Source organism: Pseudoalteromonas sp. SWYJZ12 (genome assembly GCF_015864395.1).
GTDB lineage: Bacteria > Pseudomonadota > Gammaproteobacteria > Enterobacterales > Alteromonadaceae > Pseudoalteromonas > Pseudoalteromonas arctica.
Genome location: NZ_JADYXH010000015.1, coordinates 59,346 through 74,462 on the forward strand (window position 1 = coordinate 59,346; position 15,117 = coordinate 74,462).

General features: G+C 41.7%; 13 protein-coding genes. 10 read left to right on the plus strand and 3 right to left on the minus strand.

What is annotated here, in order from left to right; all coding sequences use genetic code 11:
• Window positions 1-177: 177 nt before the first annotated feature.
• Entirely contained in the window at window positions 178-810 is a 633-nt protein-coding gene (locus I6F42_RS14945; RefSeq protein WP_007584604.1) for an OmpA family protein, read from the plus strand.
• Here I6F42_RS14945 and I6F42_RS14950 read toward each other — a convergent pair.
• Entirely contained in the window at window positions 807-2,585 is a 1,779-nt protein-coding gene (locus I6F42_RS14950) for an ABC transporter transmembrane domain-containing protein (RefSeq protein WP_197152656.1), read from the minus strand. The genes I6F42_RS14945 and I6F42_RS14950 overlap by 4 nt on opposite strands.
• 89 nt (window positions 2,586-2,674) lie before the next feature.
• Here I6F42_RS14950 and I6F42_RS14955 point away from each other — a divergent pair, with 89 nt between their 5' ends.
• The 7 genes from I6F42_RS14955 (at window position 2,675) to I6F42_RS14985 (ending at window position 12,415) form a co-directional block, all read left to right on the plus strand.
• Complete coding sequence (locus I6F42_RS14955; RefSeq protein ID WP_024604489.1) at window positions 2,675-3,073, plus strand: DUF3224 domain-containing protein; 399 nt, start codon at window positions 2,675-2,677, stop codon at window positions 3,071-3,073.
• Window positions 3,074-3,090: 17 nt separating this feature from the next.
• Entirely contained in the window at window positions 3,091-3,273 is a 183-nt protein-coding gene (locus tag I6F42_RS14960) for a hypothetical protein (RefSeq protein WP_024604488.1), read from the plus strand.
• Window positions 3,274-3,891, plus strand: coding sequence for a LysE family translocator (locus I6F42_RS14965; RefSeq protein WP_197152658.1), 618 nt, complete (start codon window positions 3,274-3,276; stop codon window positions 3,889-3,891).
• Between the two features lie 166 nt (window positions 3,892-4,057).
• Window positions 4,058-6,931, plus strand: a complete 2,874-nt coding sequence (locus tag I6F42_RS14970) for a TonB-dependent receptor (protein ID WP_197152660.1) — start codon at window positions 4,058-4,060, stop codon at window positions 6,929-6,931.
• A gap of 22 nt (window positions 6,932-6,953) precedes the next feature.
• The gene (locus I6F42_RS14975) at window positions 6,954-11,258 is read left to right on the plus strand and encodes an alpha-1,6-glucosidase domain-containing protein (protein WP_197152662.1); all 4,305 of its coding nucleotides are present in this window, start codon (window positions 6,954-6,956) and stop codon (window positions 11,256-11,258) included.
• Between the two features lie 173 nt (window positions 11,259-11,431).
• Entirely contained in the window at window positions 11,432-11,977 is a 546-nt protein-coding gene (locus tag I6F42_RS14980; protein ID WP_010554928.1) for a PH domain-containing protein, read from the plus strand.
• A 42-nt stretch (window positions 11,978-12,019) separates the two neighbouring features.
• Complete coding sequence (locus tag I6F42_RS14985) at window positions 12,020-12,415, plus strand: DUF1801 domain-containing protein (RefSeq protein ID WP_010554927.1); 396 nt, start codon at window positions 12,020-12,022, stop codon at window positions 12,413-12,415.
• Between the two features lie 21 nt (window positions 12,416-12,436).
• Here I6F42_RS14985 and I6F42_RS14990 read toward each other — a convergent pair whose 3' ends face one another.
• Entirely contained in the window at window positions 12,437-12,781 is a 345-nt protein-coding gene (locus I6F42_RS14990) for a rhodanese-like domain-containing protein (protein WP_002959525.1), read from the minus strand.
• Between the two features lie 285 nt (window positions 12,782-13,066).
• Here I6F42_RS14990 and I6F42_RS14995 point away from each other — a divergent pair, with 285 nt between their 5' ends.
• On the plus strand, window positions 13,067-13,375 hold the full coding sequence (locus I6F42_RS14995) for a helix-turn-helix transcriptional regulator (RefSeq protein ID WP_010554926.1): 309 nt from the start codon (window positions 13,067-13,069) through the stop codon (window positions 13,373-13,375).
• On the opposite strand, the gene I6F42_RS15000 is transcribed toward I6F42_RS14995, so the two are convergent.
• A complete protein-coding gene (locus tag I6F42_RS15000; RefSeq protein ID WP_010554925.1) occupies window positions 13,368-14,045 on the minus strand; it encodes a nitroreductase family protein in 678 nt (225 codons plus the stop codon). The genes I6F42_RS14995 and I6F42_RS15000 overlap by 8 nt on opposite strands.
• A 187-nt stretch (window positions 14,046-14,232) precedes the next feature.
• On the opposite strand from I6F42_RS15000, the gene I6F42_RS15005 reads away from it, so the two are divergent.
• The gene (locus I6F42_RS15005; RefSeq protein ID WP_007584623.1) at window positions 14,233-15,114 is read left to right on the plus strand and encodes an ABC transporter ATP-binding protein; all 882 of its coding nucleotides are present in this window, start codon (window positions 14,233-14,235) and stop codon (window positions 15,112-15,114) included.
• Window positions 15,115-15,117: the final 3 nt, after the last annotated feature.

Consider the following 15,117-nt stretch of genomic DNA (forward strand, 5'->3'; position numbering starts at 1 on the left):
TTTGTAAAATTCATTAAATTGTCACAGCGTAGTATGACATTTTTATTAAAATGGCACATTAGTTTGAGGTCTGTTTAACAATCAAGCAAGATGCGTTGCTTTTAACACTCTCTTCATAGTTTGTTCATACATGTATTTGCATACTCTTGCTAAATTCTTAATGAATAGGGTATCACCATGACTTTAACTAAATCACTTTTAAGCGTAACCGTAGTAGCTGTATTACTTTCTGGTTGTGAAATGAATAACACAGGTAAAGGAGCCGCTATAGGCGCCGCAGCCGGAGGTGTATTAGGTAAGGCTACGGGTAATCATAAAGATAAACGTATTTTTATTGGTGCAGCTATTGGTGCACTGGCGGGCGCTGCTGTTGGCGACTACATGGATAAGCAAGAAGAAGCATTTCGTGATGAGTTAGCGGGTTCAGGTGTTGAAGTAGTGCGTGAAGGCGATAACTTACGTTTAGTAATGCCATCAAACATTACGTTTGCGACTGCTCAGTCTTATATTTCATCAGGCTTTAACGATACGTTAGATGCGATTGCTAAAGTAATGAACAAGTACGAAAAAACCTACCTTAGTGTGCAAGGGCATACTGACAGTACGGGTAAAGATAGCTTCAACATGAACCTATCGCGTGAACGCGCACAAAGTGTGAAAGACTACTTAGTGAACCAACAAATTATGGCTACACGTGTTAGCACTATGGGCTATGGCGAAACACGCCCAATTGCAACTAATGATAGTGCAAATGGCCGTGCTCAAAACCGTCGCGTAGAAATTCAGATAGTGCCAAATACCGAAGGTTAATCCTTATTAAACTGTAATTCACACAGTTTTTGATACAACGGGTTACTTGCTAACAACTCTTGGTGAGTACCCGTTGCTATGATTTCCCCATTTTCCATCACTACAATCACATCGGCATGTTTAACCGTTGCCAGCCTATGGGCAATAATTAACGTTGTTCTGTTTTGCATTAGGTGCTCAAGCGCCGCTTGTACGTGGTGCTCGCTTTGCGCATCCAGCGCGCTGGTGGCTTCATCAAGAAGAAGTATTTCAGGGTCTTTTAATATAGCGCGTGCCAGTACAATACGCTGCTTTTGCCCACCCGATAACCTCACACCCTGCTCACCTAAAAAGCTGTTATAACCTTGCGGTAACTGTTTGATAAATTCATCGGCATGCGCATACTTTGCTGCGGCATATACTTGCTCATCGGTTGCACTTGGGTTGCCGTAGCGGATGTTATGCATTACGTCGGAGCTAAATAAAATAGGGTTTTGCGCTACCATGCCCATTTTATTACGCAGAGTATTAAGTGATAGGTCTTTAATGTTTACATCTTTAAACTTAATAGCTCCGCTAGCCGGATCGTAAAAACGTTGTAGCAATTCAAATAACGTTGTTTTACCTGCGCCAGAAGGGCCAACAATTGCCACGGTTTGGCCTTGATTTATATTTAGGCTTATTTTATTAAGTGCACTTACATCGGGGCGTGAAGGGTAGTTAAAGCTAATGTTTTCAAGAGCAATTGCGGGGCTGCTACTCTCTTGCAGTAAATTACTATCTTGTGGATTTAATGGGTTTTCTATCTCACTTTTAACGGCAAGTAACTCAAGCAGCCTTGCTGCCGCGCCTGCTGCGCGTTGTAGTTCGCCATATACTTCAGCAACGGTTGCCACCGACATTGCCACCATAATAGCGTAAAACACAAATGCACCTAACTCGCCGCCGGTCATAGTACCCGCAAGTACATCGTTACCACCTACCCATAACATAGCGCTAATAGCACTAAAGGTTAAAAAAATCACTACGGCTATTAAAAATGAACGTTGCTTAATGCGTTTTTTAGCTACGTTAAAGGCTTTTTCGGTCTCAAGTGCAAAAGCATATTGCTCTTGTTCCTCATGGCTATAGCTTTGCACTACTTTAATATTTTGTATGATTTCGCCTGCATAGGTACTTATATCAGCAATGGCATCTTGGCTTGAGCTTGCTAGTTTGCGTACCTTGCGACCAAATATCATCATAGGGACAAGTACCAGCGGTACACAGGCAACAACTATTAAGGTGAGCTTCAAATTAGTAAACAACAACATAGCAAGTCCACCAATCAACATAAGTACACTGCGCAGTGCCATAGAAAATGATGAGCCGATAATTGATTGCAGTAATGTGGTGTCGGTGGTTAAACGCGACATAAGTTCGCCACTGCGGTTTTCTTCAAAGTAGCTAGGGTGTAGCGTTACAATGCGATTAAACACCGCTTTTCGAATATCGTTACTGACTCGCTCGCCAATCCACGACATTAAATAAAAGCGGCTAAAGGTGCCCACGGCCAATAAACTAATTAAACCAATAAGCACTAATACAGCTTGTTGTAACTGATCTTTAGAGCCAGCTATAAAGCCATGATCTATGACAAATTTAACCCCTTGCCCTAATGATAAGTTAACACCAGCGGTTACTAAAAGGGCAGCAAGCGCCGCTACTACCATCCATTTATACGGTTTAATAAAAGCAAAAATAGGTAATAAACTACTAAAAGCGGCTTTTTCGGGCTTAGGGCTTGTTTTTGACATAGTGGATTCTTTTTAAAGGTTAAGGTATAGATATGGCACTAAGATAATAAAAATCAATACTATTAAATATTAGCCAATAAGGAAACGTTATGACTACTGCAACCGTAAGTGGAGAATTTAATGTAAATCTAGCCCCAATTGAAGGTTACGCAAGCGGCCAAAACGGCGTTAATTTAGGGCGTATGTCGATAGATAAAACATTTAAAGGTAGCTTAAATGCCACCAGCCAAGGCGAAATGCTAAGCGCCATGACACCCACACAAGGCAGTGCCGGTTATGTTGCCATAGAGCAAGTAATAGGCGAGCTTGACGGCAAAAAAGGCAGTTTTGTACTGCAGCATTTTGGCACTATGGATAAAGGCCAAGACAGCCTAATTTTAAATGTAATTCCCGACTCAGGCACTAATGAGCTAGAAGGGTTAACGGGCAGCATGAAAATACGTATTGAGCAAGGGATTCACTACTACGATTTTGAATACACTTTATAAGATACACAAGGATTAAAATGCAAAAAGTAATCGAATTTAGAAAGACCCGTTTTTTGGGTGGGGTAGATATAGTCGCACTGAATGACCGCATACAGGAATTAAACCAAGATGGCTGGAAAGTAATAAACGCAGTGCCCTTGGCAGGTTTTTATGGGCAAGTGCACGGTTATACATTACTTATTGAAACTGACGAGCTTTAAATGACATTTACAGTATGGTTAAGCCTAGCGGCTATTTGTATTATGGGCGCAATGTCGCCAGGACCAAGTTTAGCGGTGGTTTTAAAGCACTCACTTAACGGTAGTATGAAAAACGGTATGCTTGCCGCGCTCAGTCATGGTACTGGCGTTGGCTTGTATGCTGGTGCATCGTTATTAGGGTTAGGCGCTTTAATGATGCAGTTTCCAACTGTTTATCAAATACTCGTGTATTTAGGCGCAGCCTATTTGGCGTATTTAGGTATAAAAATATTGCTAGCAAAACCAAGTAATGACGAACTTGAAGTACAAAAAAGTGAGGTAAGTGCAGCTAAAGCATTACAAGATGGTTTTGCCATTGCTTTTTTGAACCCCAAACTCGCTATTTTCTTTTTAGCCTTGTTCTCACAGTTTATTGACCCTCAGCTACTTACTTTAAGTGTGGGTATAATTATGTGTTTAACTGTGTTTGTAATTGATACCGGTTGGTACTTGCTGGTGGCGTTACTGACCGAGGTTTCAAAAAACCGCTTTGGATTTACCAAGCAGAACCCGTGGCTTGATAAAATACTGGGAGTCGTATTTATTGCTCTTGCGATAAAAGTGGTGCTTAGCCTTTAAATAGCGTTCCAAATGTAGGTGTATGTACGCGCATACACCTGCAGCCTAACTCTCATGCCCTGCATACGTATTCATCACATTAATTTTACCTTTTAGTTACAATTTGTTGGTTGTGTTTTGAACAACACAGCAACACCTGACAACAATAACTCAAAGGTTCACACACATGGACAAGTTTAAACTAAGTGCACTTATGCTGGCTTTATTTGCCGCAAATAGTGCATTGGCTGCAAACGAAGGCTCAACAAATCAATCACCCAGCACACAAGCTGAAGATTTAGAAATTATTGAAGTGCGAGGCTTTAGTCGCAGTTTAATTCAATCTTTAAATCAAAAGCGTTTTAGCGATACGGTGTCAGAACAAATTTCTGCCGATGATTTAGGGGCATTGCCTGATATTTCAATGGCCGATGCACTAACACGATTACCTGGTATTTCAGCAGTAAGAACGGGCGGACAAGCGGCACAAATTAATATACGTGGGCTTTCGGGCGGGTTTGTATTTTCAACACTTAATGGCCGCGAGCAAGTATCTACAAGTGGCAGCCGCAGTATTGAGTTTGACCAATACCCGTCAGAATTAATTAGCTCTGCGGCGGTATACAAATCACCAAAGGCATCGCTTATTGAAGGTGGCGTGGCCGGTACGGTAGAGCTTGAAACCGCCAGCCCACTCAATAACGACCAAACACATAAATTTGTAGCTAATGTGCGAGGTATGTATAACGACCGTGCCTCAGAGGTATCGGATGCCACTGAATTTGGCGACCGAATTAGTTTTTCGTATCAAGGCAAATACCTAGACGACACATTGGGCGTGGCGCTGGGCTATGCGCGTTTGTTTCAGCCAAGTGTAGCAACGCAGTTTATTGGCCTTGCGTACAACGACACAAAAGACGTTGATGGCGCAGCTAACGACACCAATGGCCCTTTAGCTAACCCAGAAAACGAATACATTAGCGAAGGCTTTGAGCTACAGCATTTAGGCGGCGAAGAAACCCGTAATGGTTACTTAGCAGCTATAGAGTGGGCACCGGTAGATAACTTTAAATTAAAAGGTGATGCGTTTTTATCGCGCTTTGATAAAGAGTCGTTTGCCCGTGGCCTTAGGGTTAAATTAGGCGGGCCAACAGCTGCATATGCAAACGCTCAGCTTGATGGTAATGCCGTAATAGGCGCAGCGGTTAACCGCACTTCGCAAAGCTATACCCGCGTTGAAATAGTTAACGACGACAACCAAGACTTTGACGAAGTAGACAGCTTTGGCGTTAATGCCGATTGGCAGGTAACCGATAGATTAAACGTAAATGCCGATGTGTCGCTTTCTCGCGCAAAAAGTAATTTTAGAAATGGCTTACTGTGGAGCTTAGTAGCTGAAGATGCCAATGCAGAAACGCCAGTATTTGATAACAACGTAGCAATTAACTATCAATTAAATGGCTTAAATTTACCTGACGTTGGGTTTAATCAGGCGGCCGCCTTTAGTGATATAGACCGTGTAATGGTCAGCAAATATGGTATTTACCCAGATCAAACAGAAGATGAAGTAACGGCATTTAGGCTAGATTTTAAATACGAGTTAGAAAGCGATATATTTAGTTCCGTAGAGTTTGGTGCGCGCTACTCAGATAGAGAGTACAGCCGAAAACGATCGGTATTTGAGTATGGTAACGACGGGGCGTTTTCAGCAACACAACCGCCTTTACGTTTAACCGACGATATGGCCTCTGTGGTTGACTGGCAGGGCGAGTTTAGTTATTTCCCATCGTATTTAGCCATTGATTTAGACAAAGCGCTCAATGCGTGGTTTCCAGATGGCACGCCCGAGCCTGTACAAACGTGGGGTAATGCCGATGGCGTAGACGACGCGCAAGGATACACAACTAACTATTCGTGGTCAGTGCTGCAAAGCGGCTCGGTGTTTGAAGATGTGCTAGCTGCGTACGTTATGGTAAACATTAACACGCAAATTGCCGGGCTCGACCTATCGGGTAATGTGGGTTTGCGCCGCGTTGAAACCGATCAATCAGCAACGGTACTAGAGAACGTAGCAGGCGATGCGCGCTTAGGTGCGCAAAATATTGTTGATGAGAACGGCATTGCAAATAATTTATACGCACCTAATGTATTAGGCACTAAATACACCGACTACTTACCATCATTAAATTTAAACCTGCAACTTAACGACAATTCACTTGTACGCTTTGCTGCGGCTAAAGTAATGTCGCGTGCGCCAATTAACCGCTTAGCGGGCGATGCCAGTGCAAACGTAAGCGATGATGGCGTTATTAATGGTTCAAGTACTAATAACCCATTTTTAAAACCCTTTTATGCCGACCAATACGACTTATCTTACGAATATTATTTTGAAGAAGGCAACGGCACTATCGCTGCGGCGTTATTTTATAAAAATATAGACTCGTTTGTTGAAACCTTATCAATCGAAGACTTCGACTTTAAAGGCAATGGCTTTAACGTACCTGACTCTATAGAAGACCCAGTCAGTGGCGAGCAAGTTGCGACAACCAACGGTATTTACACTACTGCAGTTAATAACGGTGAAGGTGGCTATATTAGAGGGCTAGAGCTTGCTTATACGCAAGTGTTTACCTTTTTACCTGAGCCATTTAATGGCTTAGGCGCTAATGCAAGTTATTCATACACCGAAAGTGAAATTGAATCGATCACCAGTTTAGGGGGCGACACGTTAGCGCAATCTTTACCTGGGCTATCTAATAACGTGTTTAATGCCACGGTTTTTTACTCAATGGATGATTTTGAAACCCGCCTTAATGTGCGCTACCGCGATGAGTTTGTATCAGAGCAGGTTGCCATTAACGAGCAAGTGGTTAATTTTGATGCTGAAACCGTAGTCGACTTTCAAACCTCTTATCGCTTTAGCGACTCGCTAACAATGCTTTTGCAAGTTAATAACTTAACCGATGAACCAACCCAAAGTTACTTTGGCTCAGAGCAACGAACAGGGACGACTCAGTACTTTGGTCGTCAGTTCTACCTTGGTTTTACATACAGTCATTAATTAGCAAACGGAGCGTTTAAAAATGAAAATTATAACTATGTCTAAATATTTGCTAATAACGTTAGCGTTAATGCTATTAGCAGCGTGTGGTGGAACAGGTGATGTTGAATCTGGTGAACCATTACTTACCTGTAATGTGCCACAAGTCTCTAATGAAGCGGGGTCACAATGTGTCGATCCCGAACCTATATCGTGCCCGGCACCTACAGTACCTGATGAAAATAACGAAAGTTGCGTGGTTGGCGCCGACCCAACCCTGCCAGACCCTGTTGTATTTGCAGGGGAGGGAGAGGCGGTTTTATTTTATAACCGCTTAGCCGATGACAATTACGAAGGCTACCGATTACATTCGTGGAATAACGATGTGTGTGATGCTTATGCACCACCATTTGATACTAGTGATTGGGCTAACGGCCATGAATACGATGGTATTGATCCAAACTACGGTGCGTACTGGATAATTAACCTTAAAGAGGGTTATAACGAATGTGCCAATTTTATTATTCATATTGGTACAGAAGGGTCAGGTAAGGCGTTTGGTGATGTGGATTTAACCATGCCGCTGATGCAAGACGATGAAACCTTTCAGCGTATGAACTTTACCATTCATGGCGAGCCTTCGGTGTTTGAATACCCTATATTAAGTTTAGGCGAACGCGCAGTTGCTATAACAGGTGCTTCAGCGCATTGGATTGATTTAAATACTATTTTGTATAAACCAAGTAACGAGCTTACAAGCCTAATTAAGTTACATTCATCAGCTACGGCTGAGCTTGAAGTGGATATTGATACTGGTTTAAACGGCGATACTGTTACGCTGCAATCAAGCAATATAACTGATGAGCAGGCTGCAAAAGTACCGCATTTAACCACCTGGAACGCATACGAAGGAAGTTGGGATACAAGCACGGCCAAAACGCTTATTAAATCGCAGCTTGTTATTGCCGGTTACGATAGTGAAGGTAAGCTTCTAGAAGCAAGCTATGTACAAACCGCTAAAGCACTCGATGCCCTTTATACACAAGGCGAAGACGATGCTAATGAAGCAGTGCTGGGTGTAAATTATGACAATAACGCGATTGATGTAACTGTTTGGGCACCCACCGCTAATAACATGATGCTAAATGTGTTTGATGATGCAAAAACACAAGTGCACTCTACGCCAATGACATTAAATACACAGACAGGTATTTGGCAAGCAAGTTTAGATATGCAATACGACCGCCACTACTACCGCTTTAATTTTGATGTTTACCACCCACTGACTCAGCAAATAGAGTCGCTTTGGAGCACAGACCCTTATTCACTAAATGTATCTACCAATGGTTTATACAGCCAGTTGATTAATTTAGCCGATGCAGACACTAAACCCGAAGGGTGGGACTCACGCCTTATTCCTACGGTAGAAAATCCAGAAGATGCGATTATTTACGAGGGCCATGTACGTGACTTTAGTGCACGCGATAGCAGCGTAACAGAGGCTAACCGTGGTAAGTACCTTGCGTTTACTGAGCTAAATAGTGCTCCTATGCAGCACTTACAAACTTTGGCTCAAAATGGCTTAACGCATTTTCATTTATTACCTATTACTGATATTGGCACCATAGATGAAGACATCAGTAAGCGTGTAGATATTAGCGATACGCTAGGTGATTTATGTGAGCAAATCAACGATGAAGCCGATGCGTGTAAAACCCAAGATAAAAACAGCACAATTATTGATTTAATGGGCGGTTATTTACCAGGCTCAGATGACGCACAAGCACTTGCTAATGCTATGCGCAGCTTAGATAGCTTTAACTGGGGTTACGATCCGCATTACTTTATAGCGCCTGAAGGCTCGTACGCCTCAAGCCCAGAGGGCATTGCCCGCGTTAAAGAAACCCGCGCTATGGTGCAATCACTGCAATCTATTGGTCTGCGCGTAGTGCTTGATGTGGTTTATAACCATACAACATCGTCGGGTATTTGGGATAAGTCGGTATTTGATAAACTAGTGCCGGGTTACTATCACCGTTATAACGAAGTAAGTGGTGAAATAGAGCGCTCAACGTGTTGTGAAAATACAGCCACAGAGCATGTAATGATGGATAAGTTTGTTAGCGATTCATTAGTTATTTTGGCGCGTGAATTTGGCTATGACAGCTTTAGATTTGATGTAATGGGGCACATGCCAAAATCGTCAATTCTTGCAGCACGTGATGCAGTGCAAGCTGTTGATGAAGATAACTACTTTTATGGCGAAGGTTGGGACTTTGGTGAGGTGGCAAATAACCGATTATTTGTGCAAGCCAAACAAGCCGATATGGCCGGTAGCGAAGTAGGTACCTTTAACGACCGCATTCGTGAAGCCGTTCGCGGCGGCGCATTATTTAGTAATAGCTCAACAGATGGCAATTTAGCAGAGCAAGATACTTTACGCTTGTCACTTGCGGGTAATTTACAAAACTACATTTTAAAAGACTTTAAAGGTAACTCAGCAAAGGGTAATAGCTTTACTTGGAATACTCAGCCAACGGCGTATGCACTAGACCCTGCCGATAGCATTCATTACGTATCTAAACACGATAACGAAACACTATGGGATCAGCTGCAATATAAACACAGCACTAATATGAGTATTGAGCAGCGCGTTCGTGCTCATAATATGGCGTTAGCACTTCCGCTTATGAGCCAAGGTATTCCATTTATGCAAATGGGCGCCGATTTGCTACGTTCAAAATCGATGGATCGTAACAGCTACGACTCGGGCGACTGGTTTAACTTTGTTGATTTTACCCAAGATACCAATAACTGGAATATTGGCTTGCCACCTGCGCAAGACAACGAAGTGAAATGGCAAGAAATTATGCCTATTTCTGCTAATACCCAAGCGGCTGCACAGCCACAAGATATTACCTTTGCACATGATGTATTTAATGAATTTTTACAAATACGTAGTAGTAGCGCACTCTTTAGATTAACCACAGAGCAAGATGTTATTGAGCGGGTGGGTTTTCATAACGTAGGTAAAGCGCAGCAACATGGCTTAATAGTAATGAGCATTGATGATGGCGAAGGGCTAACAGACTTAGACCCTGCATTAGATGCGCTTGTTGTCGTGATTAACGCAACCGAGCAAACCCTTAGCCATACTATTGCCACCGCAGCGGATTTTGAATTACACGATGTATTAAAAAACAGTGTTGATGCAAGTATGACCGGTGCTAATTTTGCTGCTGGCGATAACGAAGGCACATTTACTGTACCGCCTTACATATTAGCTGTTTTTACTAAAAACCAAGGTGAGAGCCAAGGTGTTGGTTTAAGTGCAAATGCGACCGCAGGCGCGCCTGATGTAGTACCTTATGGCAGCACCGCTGTGTTTGTGCGCGGTAGTTTAAACGACTGGGGCACACGCGATGCATTTGAATATATTGGCGAAGGTGAATACCGTATAGCAATTGCGCTGAGCGCTGGCGATTACGAATTTAAAATTGCCTCTGAAGATTGGTCTACAGTTGATTTTGGCGCGCTTACTGACGCTGATAAAGATGTAGTTGAAAACCAAAGCGAGGCATTAACACGCTCAGGTGCAAACATGACATTCAGCGCTGCTATTGATGCAACCTATGTATTTTCACTTGATGCTTCAAACCCTGAAAATCCAACGCTTACTTTATACAACGAAGAGCCATTTATAGGCACTGCTATTTATGTGCGCGGTACGCTTAATGACTGGGGAGTAACCGATGAGTTAAGTTATAAAAACAAAGGTATTTACACCTTTACTAAAACACTGAGTGCTGCAAGCTATGAATTTAAAATAGCGTCAGAAGATTGGAGCACGGTTGATTATGGCTCGGCTGAGGGGGATGCCAGTGTAATGGTTGGCACCGCTGAGCAGTTGTCGGTTGCGGGCGCGAATATGACCATCGACATTGCAGAAGAAGGTGAATACCAGTTTATATTTGACGCCAGTGACTTAAATAACGTATCGCTAAAAGTGCTCAACGCTGAAATGTTTGCACAAACGACAGTGTTTATTCGTGGCAGCTTAAATGACTGGAGTACTGATAACCCGCTGATGTACGAGGGTGATGCAATTTACTCTACATCAATAGAGTTAGAAGCGGGTGACTACGAATTTAAAGTAGCATCTGAAGATTGGAGTACCGTTGATTACGGTGGAGCAGGCGATACGCCGGTAGTGGCAATTGATGAACTAACACCACTTGAAGCCGTAGGTGCCAATATAGCACTAAATATTACCGAACAAGGTACTTACACGTTTAATGTAATAGGCCCAGATAGAGAAAATGTAAGCATACTTATTAATAAGCAGTAGCAGTTTATTTTCCCAAACCTAAGCCGAGCATAGCCCTGTATGCTCGGCTTTTTTGTATGTACATAAGTGTGTGAAAGTATATTTGAATGCTAATTATAAATGTTTGGACTAAATTGCATTCAATATTAGATTGGCGTACTTTTATAAATCCCCAACCATACAAAAGAAAGCTAATGAGTAACTTAACCTTAAAAAGTGCTAATTTTGATCCTAAAGTAAAACAATACTGGATGGTTACTGCCTCGCTATTTGCAATGTTGGCTCTTGTTACTATACCGCTTATACCTATTATTTTACTTATTGTATGGCTGGTGGGCGGACGAATACTCGCAGCTATGTCAGCTGACTTATTACCACAAAAATTGGTAGTTAAACGTGGCATATTATTTAAAGAAGAAAAATCTATTCCGCTTGAAAAAATAACAGATGTAGGGTTAAGCCAAGGGCCGCTCATGCGAATCTTTGGATTATATCGTTTAAGCTTTGAAACAGCAGGGCAGTCAGGAAATGGTGCTTTAGTGTCTTTGCTTGGTGTAGTTAATGCGAGTGAGTTTAGAGAGGCGATACTTGAGCAAAAAGATGTATTGGCAAACCAAGGTAAAGCGTCGCAGCAGGCAACAGAGCAAAGTGAGAAAGAGCTACTGAGAGCACTTACTTATAGCGTTAAAAATATTGAGCAGATGCTACTTGTTTTACTTGATGAAAAACAACAAAAGTAATTTACCTTTAAGTATAGGTAGAGCGCTTATAAGGATGTTTATATGAATACGGAAATAAAAAATATATTTAATAATCATCCTGAGGCAGCTAAAAGTACGCTTATACAATTACGAGAGTTAATTTATACCGTAGCACAAGAGCAGAACTTAGGAGCTGTTGAAGAGTCTTTAAAGTGGGGAGAGCCAAGTTATAACACAATAAATGGTAGCCCCATCCGCGTAGGCTTTAAGGGCTCATCGTGTTATTTGTTTTTTCATTGCCAATCAAAGCTAGTAAGCACATTTAGAGAGTTGTACTCTCATAATCTTACCTTTGAAGGAAATAGAGCAATAGTGTTAAATAGTGAAAAGCCATTACCAGAACACCCACTTAAAGCGTGTATTAAATTAGCACTGACTTATCACAGCGTTAAACACCTACCTTTGTTAGGCGCATAATTATAAGTACTTAGTAGATACTTAAAATACGCTACATATTTGGTTTGCGTCACAGGTAATAACAGTCACGTTTTCATAACCCACACGCGTTAATGCTTCTGCTCCCAACGTTGCGCGTGCACCACTTGCGCAGTGCACGTAAATAGGGCGAGCTGCGTCTTTTTCTATTTCCATCAGCTTCATCTCGAGTAATCCACGCGGAATATTTATAGCGCCAGTAGCTGCTTTTGTAGCGTGCTCTGCAGGTTCTCGTACATCAATAAGTAAACCTTTATTTTGTTCAAGTTCGAGTTTCGCTTGCGCTGCGTCAATACGGCGTTGGTTAGGTGTGATAATTTTTAGTAAGTCAGGGATTGATGTAAGCATTAGTTTGTAAATCCTCTTGTTCTAAAAAAGGTATTAATGTGCACCACTTGGTATAAGTAGGTTGAATTAAGTTAATACCTATAAATAACGTTAAAAACTGAAAGTTACTTTATACAAAGTAACTTAATAGCGCGGATACTGCCACAGCACTTCCGCCGATTAATAAAACGGCATCGTTAATTTTGTGATTGCCTTAATATTAGTAAGGTCTAATGTTAATTATATTAGAACCTACTAATGTAAAAGTCTATACTTAAAAAGGTATCAAAAAGAGAAACAATAAAAATGAATATTGAACAACTAGCTGTCAACGCAGAGCAAGCCGAACAGTTTTTAAAATTAATGGCTAACAAAAATCGCTTAATGATTTTATGTAGTTTATTACAAGGTGAGCAAAGTGTAGGTGAGCTAAATAAAAATGTACCTTTAGCACAGTCAGCGTTATCTCAGCATTTAGCAAGTTTACGCAAGGCAGATATGGTTGCTACTCGCAGAGAAGGGCACACTATTTATTACTCGTTGACCGACCCAAAAGTTGAGTCGATCATTGCTTTACTATATGAGTGGTTTTGCCGACAAGAAAATACTAAATAAACGTAGCTATTTCATCGAGTGATTTTTTATCCAGTGCATGAGTAGGTATTGTTGCATCATCACTTGGGTAGCCTGCAATAAGTAGCATGTATGGGCGTTCATTATCTCTATCGCGACCACATATGTCGGTTAAAAAGCTCATTGGCTTTGGAGTATGAGTAAGGGTTGCCAAACCACTGCGGTGCAAAGCTTGAATTAAAAAGCCGGTAGCTAACCCAACCGATTCGTGCACATAGTAATTGGTATTTTTATCATCGGTGCTTACGCCGCCCTTTTTTTGACTAAATACAGCTATAAGCCAAGGTGCATGCTCTAAATAAGGTTTATTGGCGTCGGTCCCTAACGGTTTTAGCGCATCTAACCATTCTTCACCTGCTCGTCCTTCGTAAAAAGATCGCTCTAATTTTTCGGCGGCTTCTCTTATTTGTTTTTTTACATCACTGCTGTTTATAGCCACAAAATGCCAAGGCTGATGATTCGCTCCACTAGGTGCTGTACCTGCTGCCTTTATACATGTCTCAATAATATTTTTTGGTACTGGGCGATCGCTAAAGCTGCGAATGCTATGGCGGCGTTGGCTGGTTTGTAAAAACTCGTTAGCACGATTTAGCATTTCTTCATGTGGATATTCTATAAAGTCGTTTAATGGTTGGCTTTGGTGATCTTGCATGGCTTTTCGCTTCTTATAAAAAGTATATGTGGTTTTTATACCGAGTGAATACAGTGCAGGCAAGTGTTATGAGTTTAAATTATGTTTATTTGTTGTTACAAATTTGACTAACAAGTAACTTATGTTCCTGTTTTTCTTGTGATATAAAACATTATAAAAATAATTACTCATATTCAAGGAAGTAAAAATGCTATCAATAACTGGGTTATCTAAAACCTACGATAACGGCGTACATGCACTACAAGGTGTTGATTTATCTATCGGTAAAGGGATGTTTGGATTGCTTGGGCCAAATGGCGCAGGTAAATCATCGCTTATGCGTACCATTGCAACGCTGCAGTCGGCTGATTCAGGTTCAATTACTTTTGATGGCATTGATGTATTTAAAGACCCACAGGCACTGCGCCAACGCTTAGGTTACTTACCACAAGATTTTGGTGTGTACCCGCGTGTTAGTGCTTACGACTTACTGGACCATATGGCTGTTTTAAAGGGTATTCATAATAAAGCAGAGCGTAAAGAGTCGGTTGAAGGATTACTTGCGCACACTAATTTATATCAACATCGCTCAAAAGCGGTCAGTGGCTTTTCGGGCGGTATGCGCCAGCGTTTTGGTATTGCACAGGCATTACTGGGTGACCCTGATTTACTAATAGTTGATGAGCCAACAGCGGGGCTAGATCCTGAGGAGCGTAATCGTTTTCATAACTTATTAGTAAGCTTAGGTGAGCAAAAAGTAGTTATATTATCGACCCACATCGTTGAAGATGTAGCAGAGCTTTGCCCAAACATGGCGGTGTTGGCTGGCGGTAAGATTTTACTAGAAGGTAACCCAATAGCGCTTACCGATAAGCTCCAAGGCCAAATTTGGCGCAAAGCCATGAGCCAAGAAGAAGCGCAAGAACTTGAGCCACAATTACCGGTTATTTCTAAGCGCCTATTTGCAGGGAAAACAATTTTACATGTAATAGCAGAGCAAGCCCCACAAGGGTTTGAAGCAAGTAATGCAAATTTAGAAGATGTGTATTTTTCTACTCTGCTTAATCATCGTAACAGCCAAGTAGCATAAGGA

Coding starts and splice junctions, on each gene's coding strand:
- I6F42_RS14945 (WP_007584604.1), top strand. CDS start 178: ATGACTTTAACTAAATCACTTTTAAGCGTAACCGTAGTAGCTGTATTA.
- I6F42_RS14950 (WP_197152656.1), bottom strand. CDS start 2,585: ATGTCAAAAACAAGCCCTAAGCCCGAAAAAGCCGCTTTTAGTAGTTTA.
- I6F42_RS14955 (WP_024604489.1), top strand. CDS start 2,675: ATGACTACTGCAACCGTAAGTGGAGAATTTAATGTAAATCTAGCCCCA.
- I6F42_RS14960 (WP_024604488.1), top strand. CDS start 3,091: ATGCAAAAAGTAATCGAATTTAGAAAGACCCGTTTTTTGGGTGGGGTA.
- I6F42_RS14965 (WP_197152658.1), top strand. CDS start 3,274: ATGACATTTACAGTATGGTTAAGCCTAGCGGCTATTTGTATTATGGGC.
- I6F42_RS14970 (WP_197152660.1), top strand. CDS start 4,058: ATGGACAAGTTTAAACTAAGTGCACTTATGCTGGCTTTATTTGCCGCA.
- I6F42_RS14975 (WP_197152662.1), top strand. CDS start 6,954: ATGAAAATTATAACTATGTCTAAATATTTGCTAATAACGTTAGCGTTA.
- I6F42_RS14980 (WP_010554928.1), top strand. CDS start 11,432: ATGAGTAACTTAACCTTAAAAAGTGCTAATTTTGATCCTAAAGTAAAA.
- I6F42_RS14985 (WP_010554927.1), top strand. CDS start 12,020: ATGAATACGGAAATAAAAAATATATTTAATAATCATCCTGAGGCAGCT.
- I6F42_RS14990 (WP_002959525.1), bottom strand. CDS start 12,781: ATGCTTACATCAATCCCTGACTTACTAAAAATTATCACACCTAACCAA.
- I6F42_RS14995 (WP_010554926.1), top strand. CDS start 13,067: ATGAATATTGAACAACTAGCTGTCAACGCAGAGCAAGCCGAACAGTTT.
- I6F42_RS15000 (WP_010554925.1), bottom strand. CDS start 14,045: ATGCAAGATCACCAAAGCCAACCATTAAACGACTTTATAGAATATCCA.
- I6F42_RS15005 (WP_007584623.1), top strand. CDS start 14,233: ATGCTATCAATAACTGGGTTATCTAAAACCTACGATAACGGCGTACAT.